Origin of the sequence: Cloacibacterium sp. Arc13 (assembly GCF_041431305.1) — a bacterium.
GTDB lineage: Bacteria > Bacteroidota > Bacteroidia > Flavobacteriales > Weeksellaceae > Cloacibacterium > Cloacibacterium caeni_B.
The window spans coordinates 1-15,230 of sequence record NZ_JASMRM010000003.1; the positions used below are offsets into that span (position 1 = coordinate 1).

17 protein-coding genes are annotated in these 15,230 nt (G+C 33.9%); 4 read left to right on the top strand and 13 right to left on the bottom strand.

Annotation, left to right across the window (positions count from 1 at the left end; translation table 11 throughout):
• Positions 1-96 precede the first annotated feature (96 nt).
• The 3 genes from murB to QO190_RS03585 form a co-directional block, all read right to left on the bottom strand.
• On the bottom strand, positions 97-1,116 hold the full coding sequence (gene murB, locus QO190_RS03575) for a UDP-N-acetylmuramate dehydrogenase (protein WP_371461837.1): 1,020 nt from the start codon (positions 1,114-1,116) through the stop codon (positions 97-99).
• Positions 1,117-1,226: 110 nt separating this feature from the next.
• Positions 1,227-1,745, bottom strand: a complete 519-nt coding sequence (locus QO190_RS03580) for a DUF2199 domain-containing protein (RefSeq protein ID WP_213189831.1) — start codon at positions 1,743-1,745, stop codon at positions 1,227-1,229.
• Positions 1,746-1,804: 59 nt separating this feature from the next.
• Positions 1,805-2,998 carry a pyridoxal phosphate-dependent aminotransferase gene (locus QO190_RS03585; RefSeq protein ID WP_371461839.1) on the bottom strand — a complete coding sequence of 398 codons (1,194 nt, stop codon included), beginning with the start codon at positions 2,996-2,998 and terminating at the stop codon, positions 1,805-1,807.
• A 104-nt stretch (positions 2,999-3,102) separates the two neighbouring features.
• On the opposite strand from QO190_RS03585, the gene QO190_RS03590 reads away from it, so the two are divergent.
• Positions 3,103-3,561 (top strand): DUF1801 domain-containing protein, encoded by a 459-nt coding sequence (locus tag QO190_RS03590; RefSeq protein WP_371461841.1) that lies wholly within the window; start codon positions 3,103-3,105, stop codon positions 3,559-3,561.
• Between the two features lie 31 nt (positions 3,562-3,592).
• Here the strand turns inward: QO190_RS03590 and murA are convergent, their stop codons facing one another.
• From murA to QO190_RS03610, 4 genes are read right to left on the bottom strand one after another with little or no spacing between them, the layout of a single operon-like run.
• Positions 3,593-4,906: a UDP-N-acetylglucosamine 1-carboxyvinyltransferase gene (murA, locus tag QO190_RS03595; RefSeq protein ID WP_371461842.1), complete on the bottom strand. Its 1,314-nt coding sequence runs from the start codon at positions 4,904-4,906 to the stop codon at positions 3,593-3,595.
• On the bottom strand, positions 4,906-5,532 hold the full coding sequence (locus QO190_RS03600) for a DUF4290 domain-containing protein (protein WP_371461844.1): 627 nt from the start codon (positions 5,530-5,532) through the stop codon (positions 4,906-4,908). Before QO190_RS03600 ends, murA begins: the two co-directional genes overlap by 1 nt.
• A gap of 46 nt (positions 5,533-5,578) precedes the next feature.
• Positions 5,579-5,983 (bottom strand): thiol-disulfide oxidoreductase DCC family protein, encoded by a 405-nt coding sequence (locus tag QO190_RS03605; protein ID WP_371461845.1) that lies wholly within the window; start codon positions 5,981-5,983, stop codon positions 5,579-5,581.
• 1 nt (position 5,984) lies between these two features.
• Complete coding sequence (locus QO190_RS03610) at positions 5,985-6,476, bottom strand: heme-binding domain-containing protein (protein ID WP_371461847.1); 492 nt, start codon at positions 6,474-6,476, stop codon at positions 5,985-5,987.
• A 253-nt stretch (positions 6,477-6,729) separates the two neighbouring features.
• On the opposite strand from QO190_RS03610, the gene der reads away from it, so the two are divergent.
• Both der and upp read left to right on the top strand, forming a co-directional pair.
• A complete protein-coding gene (gene der, locus QO190_RS03615; protein WP_069799639.1) occupies positions 6,730-8,037 on the top strand; it encodes a ribosome biogenesis GTPase Der in 1,308 nt (435 codons plus the stop codon).
• A 139-nt stretch (positions 8,038-8,176) separates the two neighbouring features.
• Positions 8,177-8,827 (top strand): uracil phosphoribosyltransferase, encoded by a 651-nt coding sequence (gene upp, locus QO190_RS03620; protein ID WP_371461850.1) that lies wholly within the window; start codon positions 8,177-8,179, stop codon positions 8,825-8,827.
• A 3-nt stretch (positions 8,828-8,830) separates the two neighbouring features.
• Here the strand turns inward: upp and QO190_RS03625 are convergent, their stop codons facing one another.
• The 3 genes from QO190_RS03625 to QO190_RS03635 all read right to left on the bottom strand — a co-directional run bounded on the left by QO190_RS03625 (position 8,831) and on the right by QO190_RS03635 (position 12,345).
• On the bottom strand, positions 8,831-9,481 hold the full coding sequence (locus QO190_RS03625; RefSeq protein WP_069799636.1) for a ComF family protein: 651 nt from the start codon (positions 9,479-9,481) through the stop codon (positions 8,831-8,833).
• 155 nt (positions 9,482-9,636) lie between these two features.
• Positions 9,637-10,086, bottom strand: coding sequence for a DUF4442 domain-containing protein (locus QO190_RS03630; RefSeq protein WP_371461852.1), 450 nt, complete (start codon positions 10,084-10,086; stop codon positions 9,637-9,639).
• 129 nt (positions 10,087-10,215) lie between these two features.
• The gene (locus tag QO190_RS03635; RefSeq protein WP_371461854.1) at positions 10,216-12,345 is read right to left on the bottom strand and encodes a M3 family metallopeptidase; all 2,130 of its coding nucleotides are present in this window, start codon (positions 12,343-12,345) and stop codon (positions 10,216-10,218) included.
• A gap of 125 nt (positions 12,346-12,470) precedes the next feature.
• On the opposite strand from QO190_RS03635, the gene QO190_RS03640 reads away from it, so the two are divergent.
• Positions 12,471-13,274 carry a head GIN domain-containing protein gene (locus tag QO190_RS03640; protein WP_371461855.1) on the top strand — a complete coding sequence of 268 codons (804 nt, stop codon included), beginning with the start codon at positions 12,471-12,473 and terminating at the stop codon, positions 13,272-13,274.
• 98 nt (positions 13,275-13,372) lie between these two features.
• On the opposite strand, the gene QO190_RS03645 is transcribed toward QO190_RS03640, so the two are convergent.
• From QO190_RS03645 to QO190_RS03655, 3 genes are read right to left on the bottom strand one after another with little or no spacing between them, the layout of a single operon-like run.
• Positions 13,373-14,167: a YgcG family protein gene (locus tag QO190_RS03645; protein WP_371461993.1), complete on the bottom strand. Its 795-nt coding sequence runs from the start codon at positions 14,165-14,167 to the stop codon at positions 13,373-13,375.
• Positions 14,148-14,576: a TPM domain-containing protein gene (locus QO190_RS03650; RefSeq protein WP_371461856.1), complete on the bottom strand. Its 429-nt coding sequence runs from the start codon at positions 14,574-14,576 to the stop codon at positions 14,148-14,150. Before QO190_RS03650 ends, QO190_RS03645 begins: the two co-directional genes overlap by 20 nt.
• Entirely contained in the window at positions 14,576-15,184 is a 609-nt protein-coding gene (locus QO190_RS03655; protein WP_371461857.1) for a LemA family protein, read from the bottom strand. Before QO190_RS03655 ends, QO190_RS03650 begins: the two co-directional genes overlap by 1 nt.
• Between the last annotated feature and the right edge of the window lie 46 nt (positions 15,185-15,230).

Here is a 15,230-nt window from a genome sequence, read left to right on the forward strand (position 1 = left end):
TTTTTTTGTTGTACAACCTCAAAGATACTTTGAGTTACTTTAATTCCTTCTTATTTTTTTATTTAGGACGCTATTGAATTGATTTTATTGATAATTCTATAAAATATTGACTTCTCTTTCTAGTTCTATTCCGTATTTTTCTTTAACAGAGTCAATAATCTGGGTAGAAAAATCATAAATTTCTTTTCCTGATGCGTTTCCAGTGGCGTTAATGATGACCAAGGCTTGTAATTTATGAGAAGCTACATTTCCTATTTGTTTGCCTTTCCATCCAGCATTTTCTATGAGCCAACCCGCAGGAACTTTTACCCAATCACCATTTGCATATCCTTGAATTTCAGGAAATTTTTCTTTTAAATTTTCAAATTGTGTCAAAGGAATAGTAGGGTTTTTGAAGAAACTTCCAGCGTTTCCAATTTCGGCAGGATTGGGCAGTTTGCTTTGTCTGATATTAATTACCGCTTTAGAAACCTCTTGAATAGTAGGATTTTCAATTCCTAAATTTTTTAATTCTGTAGAAATTGCTCCATATTCTGTTTTGATGTGATGGTTTTGGGTGGTCAGTTTAAACGTGACTTCTACAATTACATATTTTCCTTTGGCAGAAGTTTTAAAGATAGAATCTCTATAACCAAATTTGCAATCTTCCAATGATAATTCCTCAATTTCTGAAGTTTCTAAATTTAGAGCTTTGCAAGAAACGAAATGGTCTTTAATTTCTGTTCCATAAGCGCCAATATTCTGAATAGGACAAGTTCCCACATTTCCCGGAATGAGCGAAAGATTTTCTAATCCGCCATAATTTTTAGAAAGTGTGTAGAGTACAAATTCATGCCAGTTTTCTCCTGCTTTTGCAGAAACGTGCACATGATTTTCGTCTAAAATTTCTTCGGAAATCCCTTTTAAATTTAATTTAATGACCAATCCATCAAAATCTTGGGTGAAGAGCAAATTGCTTCCGCCACCTAAAAAAAGGATTTTAAAATGATTGATTTTGGCAAATTCTGTGGCATATTTTAGCTCGTGCAAATCATGTACTTCGGCAAAATCATGTGCTTTTGCTTCTACACCAAAAGTATTGTAATTCTTTAAGGAGATATTTTCTTGAATTTTCATTTTTTTCAAAAGTCTTTTTGACTGCAAAGTATTTGCGAAGCCTTCAGTTTCTAATTTTTACAAATTTACTGAAAATAAGTTAGGAGAAATATTTACTATAGCAATAAAACTTACTCTGTCAATTTTGAAAGCATTTCATGTATTCTTTTTTCGGCTTCATCTTTTGTAATTCCATTATAGTAATCACTTACAAACGGATGTTCAAAATCTGAGTGTGGGAAAATTTCAGGACGCTCATTTCCTAATTTTGTAACTACAGTTGTAGGAATACTTTCTTGAAAGTTATAATCAGGTATGTTATTATTTAGCCAGCCAAAGTATTGTGTTTGATGATTTTCATTATTATAGTTCAAAAAATAATCATTATAGCTACTTTCACTCAAAGAAACCCAAAGTCCATATTCTAAAGTAATCTGAGAATTGATGATTTTTTGTTTTAAAACTACTCTAATAAACCTATCTGTTTGGTTTGGGTATTCAATTTTACAAAAATCAGAATCCAAATATGCGTTGTATTTTATCTTTTCATCGTCAGAAAGCCAATAATAAGAGTCTGGACTTGGATATGCTAAAGCAGGATAATCATTGTGAATTTCACCACAAATTCCACATTTATATTCTTGATTCATGTTAAGTTTTTTTCAAATTTAAAAATAAAAAAACGAACCGAAGTCCGTTTTTAAAAATTTTATTTTTTGTATTGCTCTAAAGCGATTTTGATTAATTCTACGCTTCTTCGCAAGTCTTCTTCTTTTAGAACATAGGCAATTCTTACTTGCTTTTTCCCAAGTTCTGGAACCGAATAAAAACCTGAAGCTGGTGCTACCATTACGGTTTCGCCATTGTCAGAAAAATGTTCGAGCAACCATTGTGCAAAATCATCAGCATCTTCTACTGGTAATTCTGCTACACAGTAAAATGCACCTTTTGGAGTTGGGCATTTCACACCCGGAATTTCATTTAATAATTCTACCAAAAGATTTCTACGTTTGGTATATTCTTCACGAACAGATTGAATGTATTCTGTGTCATTATCATGCGCAGCTGTTGCTAAAATCTGACCAATAAGCACTGGAGAAAGTCTTGCCTGAGCAAATTTCATGGCAGCATCATGAAGCGTTTTAGAACGAGTAACTAAACAACCAATTCTTACTCCACACATAGAATAACGCTTAGATTCTGAATCAATGATGATAGAATGTTCCGCAATTTCTGGAAATTCTAGCATAGATACTTGCTTCTCGCCATCATAAACATATTCTCTGTACACTTCGTCTGAAATGATAACAATATCGTGTTTCAAAACAATTTCTGCTAATTTTTGTAATTCTTCTCTGGTATAAAGATAACCAGTAGGATTTCCAGGGTTACAAACGATAATTGCTCTGGTTTTATCTGTAATTTTCTTTTCAAATTCTTCAATAGAAGGTAAAGCAAAACCAGTATCAATAGTAGAAGGAACGGCTACTACTTTTACGCCAATAGCATTGGTAAATCCGTTATAATTTGCATAATAAGGTTCTGGAATAATGATTTCGTCTCCGTCATCACACAATACAGAAAGTGCAAAATTTAGTGCTTCAGAACCACCATTGGTTACGATGAAATTATCAGTTGTTAAATCGGTAAAACCAAGAGAGTGGTAGTATTTTTCTAATTGTTTTCTATACTCTAAATTTCCTTCAGAAAGAGCATATTCTAGAACTTTTAAATCGATATTTTTCAGTGCATCAAGAGCGGTTTTTGGTGTTTCGATGTCTGGTTGACCAATGTTCAGGTGATACACTTTTGTGCCTTTTGCTTTAGCAGCAATTGCATAAGGAACTAACTTTCTAATTGGTGAAGCAGGCATTCTTCCTGCTCTTACTGATGTTTTTGGCATATCTGAAATTTTGTAGCACAAAAGTAATGAAATTTTTTGATGAAGTAGTGGTATCTCGAAGAGGTAATGTATTGATTTATTTTTAAATTTGAAAAAAATTGAAAATGAAAATAGAAGCCCAATCTGTTCAAGAATATTTAGAAAATCTTCCCGATGAGCGAAAAGAACCCATAGAAAAATTGAGAAAAGTTATTTCTGAAAATTTACCTAATGGTTTCGAAGAACAGTTGAGCTATGGAATGATTGGTTATGTAGTTCCTAAAAGTATTTATCCTAAAGGTTATCATTGTACTCCAGAATTGCCTTTGCCATTTCTTAGTATAGCTTCGCAGAAAAATTCTATCAATCTTTATCACATGGGAATTTATGCAGACGAAAAACTCTTGCATTGGTTTCAAGAAGAGTTTCCAAAACATTCTAAAAAGAAACTAGACATGGGGAAATCTTGTATGCGTTTTAAAAAACCTGAAGATATTCCTTATGAATTGATAGGTGAATTGGCTCGAAAAATGACTCCACAAGATTGGATTGAAAAGTATGAAAATGCTTTTGTGAAGAAATAAAAAACGCAACTTGAAAAAGTTGCGTTTTGTTTTATAATTGAATTCTTTCAATATCTGCTCCTAGAGCTTTTAGTCTTCCATCAATGTTTTCATAACCTCTGTCAATTTGCTCAATGTTATGAATAATTGATTTTCCATCTGCAGAAAGTGCCGCGATAAGAAGTGCGTTTCCTGCTCTAATATCTGGCGAAGTCATGTTGGTTCCACGCAATGGGAATTCATGGTTAAGACCTACTACAGTTGCTCTGTGAGGATCACACAGAATAATCTGAGCGCCCATATCAATCAATTTATCTACAAAGAATAATCTCGATTCAAACATTTTTTGGTGAATCAAAACAGTTCCTTTGGCTTGAGTAGCCACTACCAAAACGATAGACAATAAATCTGGTGTAAATCCTGGCCAAGGTGCGTCTGAAACTGTCAAAATAGAACCGTCAATAAATTTCTGAATTTTATAGTGTTCTTGTTCTGGAATGTAGATGTCATCACCGCTTTGTTCCAATTGAATTCCTAATTTTCTGAAAACATTCGGGATAATTCCTAATTGGTTCCAATGTACATTTTTGATGGTTATTTCAGAACGTGTCATTGCTGCAAGACCAATCCAAGAACCAATTTCTACCATATCTGGAAGCATGGTGTGCTCTGTTCCATGAAGATGAGAAACGCCTTCGATGGTTAATAAGTTAGAACCAATTCCTTCAATTTTTGCGCCCATTCTATTGAGCATTCTGCATAATTGTTGAAGGTAAGGTTCACACGCTGCATTGTAAATTCTTGTTTTTCCTTTGGCTAAAACTGCAGCCATAATGATATTGGCAGTTCCCGTTACAGAAGCTTCTTCTAATAAAATAAATTTACCGCGAAGTTCTTTAGCCTTTAAAGTATAGAAATATTCAGTTTCGTCATAATGAAATTCTGCTCCGAGTTCTACAAATCCTTGAAAGTGAGTATCTAATCTTCTTCTTCCAATTTTGTCACCACCTGGAGTTGGCATATACGCTTCGCCAAATCTAGCAAGCATAGGTCCAAGAATCATGATAGACCCACGTAATTTGGCTCCATCTTTTTTGAATTCTTTAGATTTTATGTAATCAAAGTTAACGTGGTCTGCTTTGAAAGTATAATCACCGTGCGCATTTTTAGTAATCTTCACCCCGAAATCTCCCAGAATTTCGATAAGACGGTTTACGTCATGAATATCTGGAATATTTTTAATTCTAACTTCTTCGTCAGTTAAAAGCACTGCACAAAGAATTTGCAACGCTTCATTTTTTGCACCTTGTGGTGTGATTTCGCCGTGTAATTTTTTTCCTCCTCTTATTTGAAATGCTTCACTCATTATCTTTTTCGGTTTTTATTATGGTTGTTGAAACGTTTTTTAGGGTTGTTTTTTTGGTTTTTATTCTTGTTGGTAGAGTAATAAATTCTGCTTTTTTCGAGAGAATCTAGACTGGTAAGGTCTAATCTGTTTTCTGATAGTTCCTTTAAATGACGGAAGATTACCTCATCCTGTACGTGTTCTTTGTTGTACACATTATAAGATTTCTTCATGTTATTGGCAATTACTTCTATCAAAGCTTCTTTTTCTTCTCCATCTTCTAGTTCTATGGCTTTGTCTATCAATTGAAGGATGCTTTTGCCGTAGAATTTATAATCTCCCTGAAGTTTTGGGTACTCCATTTTATTGGGTTTCTGTGCCAATTCTTCTCTGGTAGGGAAAGGATAGGGAGCATCTACATCTAAGTCATACTCTGCTAATATAAAAAGATGATCCCAAAGTTTATGTTTATAATTTTCCTCGTCACGAAGGTGCGGATTTCTCTGCCCCATGAAATCTACCATTGCGGCAGCCATTTCGTTGCGTTCTTCTTTGGTAGGAAGTTCTTTGCAACGTTCTACGAGCTGCTGAATATTACGACCATATTCTGGTAAATGGAGACGAGTTCTTTGTGTATTGTATTCCATAATTGCAAAGATAGTGATTAGAATGATAAAGCACTAATTTCGGTAATTAGTCTATGAATTTTTTCTGTTGTTCTGGAGTGAGTATTGCGCAAGAATTCTTTATTAATCGATGGCGATTTCTTGCAATACAATCATAAACCCAATCTCTCAAAAATCTAGGAATGATTCTAAAAATTGATGCTAATGAGTATATTCCACCTAATTTTTCGGCAATGGTGATGGCTGCATTAGATTTATTGAGATAATATTTTTCTGGCTTCCAGAGATAAATAGTGTTGAGATTTTCTTGTTCTAAACCTCTTTGTTTTAGAAATTCTTGTCCAAATTTTCCTTGTAATGAAGCAAAAAGGAATTGGTCTTTGGAGTCGTTTTTTAAAATCCAATGTACCCAAAAATTGCAGAAACCACAGTATCCATCGTAAAAGAGGTAAAATTTATTTTGGTCTATCAAATTATTCTTCCTTAATTTTTAGTTGTTCATCTGTTAGATTGTTCATCATGGCAGTTACTTCTTTGATGGAAATGAAATACGCCTGTAGTTTTTGTTTTTGTTCAGGAGTAAGTTTTGCATCTTGATGAATGAGAAGGTAAGATTCTAATGGCATTTTGCCTTCCTCTAGTTCGTGGGCAGATTTTTTAAGTTTTTTGGCTTGTCTTAATGGTTCGTAAGTGGCAAATGTAGAAAAATTAAGTTCTTTTCTTCCTTCTTCTATGTGGTCTTTTACAAACCAACCGAATGGCTGAATATTGGTGTACCAAGGATATACAGATTCGTTGGAGTGGCAATCATAGCAACTTGTTTTGATGAGTTGAGCTACATCTTCAGGTGTTTTTTTAATGGTTAAAAAATCCATGTTTTTGTCTACTGGTGGATTGGTTTTATCAATTTGAAAAAATTGTAATAACGTAAAAGCCAGAACTAAAAGAAAAAATAGTTTTTTCATGATTGGTTTTTATTTGATGTGTGAAGTTACAAAATATATTCATATTTTTCTAAGTTGTCATCCTTTTAGTCAAATTTTATGAATTTCATATCATAAAAATATTTCTTCATAAGAATTGAAAATCATGACCTTATTCAATAAATAAATTTAAAATCTTATCTTTGCAAAAATTTTAAGGCTCCCAAAGTGGGAGATACCTAATTAATAACTTAATCCTATTTTATAATTTTTAGGGATTATTAATACAATTTTTATGAGTAATATCGTTGCAATCGTTGGTCGTCCCAACGTAGGAAAATCTACATTATTTAATCGTTTATTAGAGAGAAGAGAAGCCATCGTAGATTCTACAGCTGGTGTAACCAGAGACCGTCATTATGGTAAATCTGACTGGAATGGAGTAGACTTTACCGTAATAGATACTGGTGGTTATGATGTAGGTAGTGATGATATCTTCGAAGAAGAAATCCGTAAACAAGTTCAGTTGGCAGTAGATGAAGCCACTTCTATCATTTTTATGGTAAACGTAGAAGAAGGACTTCAAGATATAGACCACGAAATCTATAATCTTTTAAGAAAAGCCAATAAACCTCTATATTTAGTGGTAAACAAAGTTGACTCTGCTAAAGAAATGCTTGCTGCTACAGAATTTTATCAGTTAGGAGTAGAAAAATATTATACGCTTTCTTCTGCTACAGGTTCTGGAACGGGTGAATTGTTAGATGACTTGGTTGCAGATTTCCCAACTACAGAATACAAAGATCCTTTCGAAGGCTTGCCAAAAATTACCATTGCAGGAAGACCAAACGTAGGAAAATCTACACTTACCAATGCACTTTTGGATGATAACAGAAACATTGTTACTGATATTGCTGGTACAACCAGAGATTCCATCGAAACTTTATATAATAAATTCGGACATGAGTTCGTGTTGGTAGATACTGCCGGAATGCGTAGAAAGTCTAAAGTTTCTGAAGACTTAGAGTTTTATTCCGTAATGCGCTCTATTAGAGCCATTGAGCATTCTGATGTGGTGATTATTATGGTAGATGCTACTTTAGGTTGGGAATCTCAGGATATGAATATCTTTTCTTTGGCTCAAAAAAATAGAAAAGGAATCGTAATTGTAGTAAATAAGTGGGATTTGGTAGAAAAAGAAACCAATACCATGAGAGATTTTGAGAATAAAATCAAAGAAAAAATCGCTCAGTTTAATGACGTTCCTATTCTTTTTGTTTCTGCATTAACGAAACAAAGAATCTTAAAAGCGGTAGAAACTGCCATGATGGTTTATGAAAATCGTAAGAAAAGAATCAAAACTTCTAAGCTTAACGAAATTTTATTACCTATTATTGAACAAACTCCACCTCCTGCAATCAAAGGAAAATATGTGAAAATCAAATATATCACCCAATTACCAACTCCAGTTCCGCAGTTTGCGTTTTTCTGTAATTTACCACAATATGTGAAAGAACCTTACAGAAGGTTCATCGAAAACCAATTGCGTAAGCAATTTGATTTTACAGGAGTTCCTATTGATGTATATTTCAGACAAAAATAAATGATTAAGCCCTTTTAGAATGCTCTATTCTGAAAGGGTTTTTTCATTCAAAATGAAATTGATGTTCAAAATCATTTCAATCACATAAAAAATATCAATAAATTTGTAAAAATTATTTTTAATAAATCCTCACATCCACATGGTAACTGTTCTTTCTCAAAATTTCTCATTAGTCAATTCTTGGATCAACGAACTAAGAAACGTAGAAACCCAAACCAATAGAGCCAATTTCCGTAAAAGCATGGAAAGAATCGGCGAAATTGCAGCTTTTGAAATTTCTAAAGGTTTAGAAGTCAAAGAAATAGAAATTTCTACTCCATTAGACAAAATTATGGTGAAAGAAATTGCAGTTCAACCTGTAATTACGACTATTTTGAGAGCAGGAGTTCCTCTTTTTGAAGGAATTCTTAATTATTTTGACAAAGCAGACTGTGGTTTCGTTGCCGCTTACAGAAAACACGATGCCAATGATTATTTCTCCATAAAACAAGATTATCTTACTTGTCCTAGTGTAGACGGAAGACCATTAATTGTAGCAGATCCCATGTTAGCAACAGGAGCAAGTTTAATTGAAGCGCTGAAAGATTTATTAAACCACGGAACACCTTCTCAACTCCACATTGTAGCCGTTATTGCAAGTAAACAAGGTGTAGAAACGCTTTCCAATGCATTTCCAGATGCTCATATTTGGGTAGGAGCTATCGATGAAAATCTTACGTCAAAAGGTTATATTTCTCCGGGATTAGGAGATGCTGGAGATTTGTCTTACGGACAAAAATTACAGAGATAATCACTACGAATCAAAAGCCATCACCAAAACGCTAACTTCATTCCTTGGATTTTTCAAAATTTCCCAAGCAATGGCGCTTATAGTATTTCCCGTGGTGAAAACATCGTCTATTAACAAAACATGTTTGCCAGAAATTTCTTCGGTGAGCGAGAAATCGTATTTCGTTTCGGCGCGATGAGATTTGTCTTTTTGAGCTTGTGCTTTTTGGTAAGAATTTCTTTTGAGCGCTTCTTTATGATGAGGAATTTCCCAATTTTTAGAAAGCGTGTCTGCAAAAACATGCAACTGATTATAACCTCGTTTTTTTAATTTTTTAGGATGAAGCGGAACCGTAATCAAAACATCTGGTTTTTCTGAAAGGTAGATTCTTTCCAAAGTCCATTCAGCCATGATTTTTCCAACTTTTTCCTGAGAACGATATTTGAGTTGGTGAATGATTTTTTGGCTCAATGCTTCTTCTTGAAATTCCATCACAGCATAAGCGTTTTTCACAGGGAATAAAAGCTTACATCTCTGTTTCAGAGGATTTTCTTCGTAGAAATTAAAATGAGAAAACTTAATTTGAGGAAAACATACATGGCAAACCAATTCGTCTTTTGAAATGATGGTATTACAATGTAGACATCTGTTCGGAAACAGTAAATCCAGTAGCATAGAAAATGGTTTTTAGTTTTAGAAAACTAAATTAGTGAAAAAAAACAAACCTTTCGTTTTTAAATAAATGATTTTGAATAGGTTTATTCCTGTCACAAATTTGGCTGATTATGCTGATTATATCTGCTGAATCTGCTTTATTAGCAAAAGTTTCTCTAGTTTTTCACTTTAAAACTCCAGGTAAAAGCAAATTTAGAAACCAAATCGCCTTTTTGGTCTTTTCCTTCAGAAAACATGGTTAAAGTTTGTCCTTCTCCAGTTTCGATGGCTTTTTGTAAAACAGCATCCAATTCTTTTCCTTGATGACAAGAAAAAGTAACTTTACCCACAGCTTTTTTGGTGAATTCAGCTTGGTTATGAACTACCAACATAGATATTTTTTTGCCTGATTTTCTAATTTTTTCGGCGCAAAGAAACCCCGTAGAAAACTCTGCAGCCATTCCTTGAACTGCCCAAAACATAGAATTGAAAGGGTTTTGGTTCAGCCAACCGAATTTTACTTTGGTGATGCAGATTTCATCATTCATTTCTTTTAGACGTACTCCTGCAATCCAAGAAATTGGGATTTTTAAAAACAGAAATAAGTGTAATTGGAATTTGTTCATGTCACAAATCTAAAAATTTTAATCTTTGGAAAAAGAAAATTTACTATTCTTAAAATACAAAAAACCGCAGAAACGACTTCTGCGGTTTTTTATTCACTATTGACTAGCGAAGTAAAATTCAAATTTTATTTATTTCACAAATCCTTTGTTTTGTAAAAGTGGTTTAATGTCTGGAGTTCTTCCTGTAAAATCTTTGAACGCTTGATTCAAGTCTACAGAATTTCCTACAGATAGAATATATTTTCTGAAACGATCGCCGTTTTCTCTGGTCATTCCACCATTGTCGGTAATCCATTTCCAAGCATCTGCATTCAGAACATCACTCCACATATAAGCGTAATAACCTGCAGAATAACCGCCTCCCCAAATGTGAGCGAAATAAGGAGAATGATATCTCGGCGGAACTTGTGGCAAAGTAAATCCGTATTTGGTTAAGACTTCTTTTTCAAAATCTAAAGTAGGTTTTATTTCGGCATCAGATTTTACAGAATGCCAAGCCATATCTAATGTTGCTGCAGAAACCAATTCTGTAGTGGCATAACCTTGGTTAAAAGTAGCCGCTTTTTTAATTTTATCTACCAAAGTTTGAGGCATTGGTTCTTTGGTTTCGTAGTGTAGTGCATAATTTTTAAGAACTGAAGGCTCTAGCGCAAAAAATTCATTGATTTGAGAAGGGAATTCTACAAAATCTCTAGGAACATTGGTTCCAGAAATGGTAATGTATTTTTGGTTGGCAAAAAGTCCGTGTAAAGTATGACCAAATTCGTGGAACATGGTAGAAACATCATCATAAGAAATTAATGAAGGTTTTCCTGGAGCAGGTTTTTGGTAGTTGAAAACATTTACAATTACAGGTTTAGTTCCCGTCATGAATGATTGTTCTACGAAGTTGCTCATCCAAGCGCCACCATTTTTATTATCTCTGGTGTAAAAATCTAAGTAATAAATCGCTAAAGATTTTCCGTCTCTATCAAAAACTTCATAAGCTACTACATCTGGATGATAAACTGGTAAATCTTTTCTTTCTTTGAAAGTAATTCCGTAGAATTTTTCTGCAGCGTAGAAAACGCCTTTTTCTAAAACGGTGGACACTTCAAAATAAGGTTTGATTTGGTTTTCGTCTAAATCATATTTTGCTTTACGCACTTGTTCTGCATAGAAATTCCAATCCCAAGGTGCGAGTTCGAAGCCGCCTTTTTGAGCATCAATTAGCGCTTGAATATCTACAATTTCTCTTTTCGCTTGCTCTACCGCAGGTTTTCCTAATTGGTAAAGTAGATCCATTGCGTTTTCTGGTTTTTTTGCCATTTGGTCTACCAAATTCAGTTCAGCGTAAGAAGATTTTCCCATAAGATGCGCTTTCTCCATTCTCAGTTTTGCTTGTCTTTCGAGGATCGCTCTTGTATCGTTTTCGTCTCCTTTTTCTGCTCTGTACCAAGAAGCTTTGAATAATTTTTCTCTGGTCGCTCTGTTTTTAAGATTTTGAAGAAGCGGTTGTTGAGTTGTATTGAGCAAAGTCAAAAGATATTTGCCTTCATAACCAGCATTTTTAGCATCTGTAGCTGCAGCAGCAATTTCATCAGCAGATAATCCGTCTAATTCCTTAACGTCTGAAATTAAAACAGCTCCTTTTTTTCTCGCTTCTAATAATTTACTAGAAAACTGAGTAGAAAGTGTTGCCAATTCTGCATTTATTTTTTTCATTTGCTCTTTGTCAGAGTCTGAAAGATTAGCACCAGCCAATTCAAAACGTTGCTTGTACACTTCTAATAATCTTTGATCTTCTGCATCTAAACCATCTGTTTTAATGGCTTTAATTCTATTATAAAGTGCAGAATTTAAATAAATTTTATCTGCATGAGATGCAAAAATGGGAGCGTATTGTTCTTCTATTTTCTGTATAGTAGGATTGGTATTAGAACCAGTAAGGTTGTAGAAAACAATTTGTGCACGTTTCAGTACTTCACCGCTTTTTTCAAGTGCCAAAATGGTATTTTCAAATGTTGCGGCTTCCTTTTTGCTCACTATTGTAGCAATTTCTGCTTCGTTTACTTTTAAACCATAATCAAAAGCGGGAGCAAAATGTTCGTCTTTAATTTTGTCAAATTCTGGAGCCTGATACTGCAATGTACTTTTCTTATAAAAAGGATTGTTTAAAACAGCAGTATCATCAATTTTTGTGGTATTTTCTTTCATGGTAGAACAAGAAATGCTGAAACCTAATGCAGACATCAGCAAAATTGATGTAATATTTTTCATTGTTAAATTGTTGAATATTTATAGGGTTAAAGATACAAAATTTGTAGAAAGCGATTCAGTATTCTGCCAAAAGCAATTTTGTAACAAAAAATAAATCTAAACGTCTAATTATTAAAATATTAATCATGCAAAAAACGATTCCTGTCTTTCTTTTAAGCTTATCATTAGCTTCTTGCATCAATGTAAAATCTGATGATGGAAGCATTGGTGATATTTTCACTGGCAAAAAAGGAAATGGACCGATGACTGAAAAAGTATTTTCGGGAGATTTCAATAGCATAGAAGTTTCTACTTCTATTCATGCAGATATTGTAAAATCTGATGTAGAAAAAGTAGTTATTTCTGCGCCTTCAGATATTTTAGAATTTGTGAAAGTAGAACAAAACGGACAAAACGTAAGAATTTATGTAGATTCTGATTATAGAAATCCTATTTCTACAGAAAGAGTAAAAGCCGTTGTTTATGCTAAAGATTTTGATGAATTGAGAGCGAATTCTAGTGCTTCTGTAAAGGTGAAAGATACTTTTATGCAAGATAAACTGAAAGTAGATGTTTCCAGCTCTGCTGATATTGATGGACATTTAGAAGCCAATCAATTGGATATTTCTGTGGGAAGTAGTGGCGGTTTTTCTGGAAAAGTTTGGGCAGATTATGCTCGTTTCGAAGTTTCTTCTAGTGGTGATTTTTCTGTAGATGGAAAAGTGCAACATGGAAGCATTCACGCGAGTTCTTCTGGTGATTTTAACGGGAGAAATTTAGAAGTAAAAGAAGGAGAGTTTCATGCTTCTTCATCAGCAAGTATTTCTGCGATGGTTTCTCAAAAAGCTTCAGCACAAGCTTCTTCTAGTGGAGATGTAAATCTTAAAAAACTGGGAAATCCTGTTATTTCTTCTTCTGAAAGCAGCAGTGGAAGCGTAAATATAAATTAAAATTCATTTTTCTTCATATTCCAATTATTAAACCGAAAAAGCATCCAAATTTTGGATGCTTTTTTATTTTTTTAATTTTTGTCTTGATTCAAAATTTTCTACCAACCTCCAGAAGCGCCACCTCCGCCAAAACTTCCGCCACCACCGAAACCGCCAAATCCGCCACCTGAACTTCCGCCTCCGAAACCTCCTCCAAAACTTCCTGGGAAGAAACCACCTGGATAGACTCTTCTTCCTCTTCTGGTAATAATTACATCTCCATCATCATTGCCAAAACCGCCACCATTATTGCTTTTTGACAAAATATAAATAATGAAGAACAGAATAAGTGCGAAAATAAGAACGTGTTTCAGGGAAATATCAATCGGTTGAGGTTCTGATTCAGAAAGTGGTTTAAATTTACCTCTTACAGCATCTATTATTGCAGAAGTTCCAGCGTTTATTCCTGCAAACCATTGCCCTTTTTTGAAATTTGGTGTTACCAAATAATCTAGAATTTGCCCAGAAACCGAAGCGGTAAGATATTGCTCTACACCACGACCTTGCTGAATAGACATTTTTCTGTCTTCGGTTGCAATGAGGAAAACAACGCCGTTATCTTGTTCTTTTTCTCCTATTTTCCATTTTTCTCCCCATTGTGTCGCTACAAAATTTACATCTTCTCCATTGGTGGTAGGAATAATGACTACCAAAATTTCTGTAGAAGAAGAATCTGCAAATTTGATGAGTTTTTGATTAATTTCTTCTGTTTCCGTAGCATTGAGTAAGCCTACTTCGTCATAAACAGGATAAATTTTACTGGGAGGTTCTGGAACGTTATATTGTGCTGAAATAAAACTATAACAGCTAAGTAAAACTAAAACGAAGAAATTTTTAAGAGAAGGTAATTTCATTAGGTAATTCATTGTGATTTTCTCCGTCAATAGGGAAGAATTTTTTCAATTCTAATCCGGTTTCTAAAATAGCATCTCGCAAACCTTCGAAATATTGACCTTGAGAGAAAGCTGAGGTTATTTTGTCATGCAAATCATTCCAAAATTTTTGATGCACTTTTTCATGTATACCTTTGTCGCCAATAATGGTTAAGTATTTTTCTTCAAAATTTACATGAAAAAGTACGGCATTTCTTTCTTTGGTTTTGTCCATTCCCAGAGATTTAAAAACGTCAAAAGCAATTTTTGCATTATTGTCATCTGAGTTTTGGTCTATATGCACACGAATTTCTCCGGTAGAATGGTCTTCCGCTTGTTGAATGGCTTCCACTAGGGAAGCCATTTGAATATTGTTTAAAAAATTACTCATTATTCAGTGAAAACTTCAGGAGCTTTTTCAGTACCTGCATCTGCTTTAAATAAAGGTTTTTCTTTGAAATTAGAAAAATTTGCGATGATGTTATTCGGGAAAACTTTAATAGAAGTATTGTATTCTTTCACCGCAGCGTTATAGTTTACGGTTTCTGCTCTTATGCTGTTTTCAATCGCGGTATATTCTCTTTGGAAATCGATAAACTGTTGGTCAGCTTTTAGATTAGGATATTGTTCTACCACTGCCATTAATCTGCTCAAAGCGCCAGATAATTCACCTTGTGCAGCTTGGAATTTTGCCAAATCAGCTTCGGTCATATTAGTTGGGTCTATCGTTACTTGAGTCGCTTTAGAACGTGCTTCGATTACTTTGGTTAAAGTTTCTTGCTCGAATTTAGCATAAGATTTTACGGTTCTTTCTAAGTTCGGAATAAGGTTAGCTCTTTTTTGATAAACGGTTTCTACATTTGCCCATTTTTCGTTTACGTTTTGTTCGCTTCCTACAAAAATATTTCTAATATAAATTCCCCAAGATAATATAGCTACACCTAAAATTAATGTAACCAAACCTATTGTTCCAATGCCAAAACATCCTTTGTTGTTCATAGTTTAATTTTTTTTAATAGTGTTTATAAAGTGATTAAGTAACTCA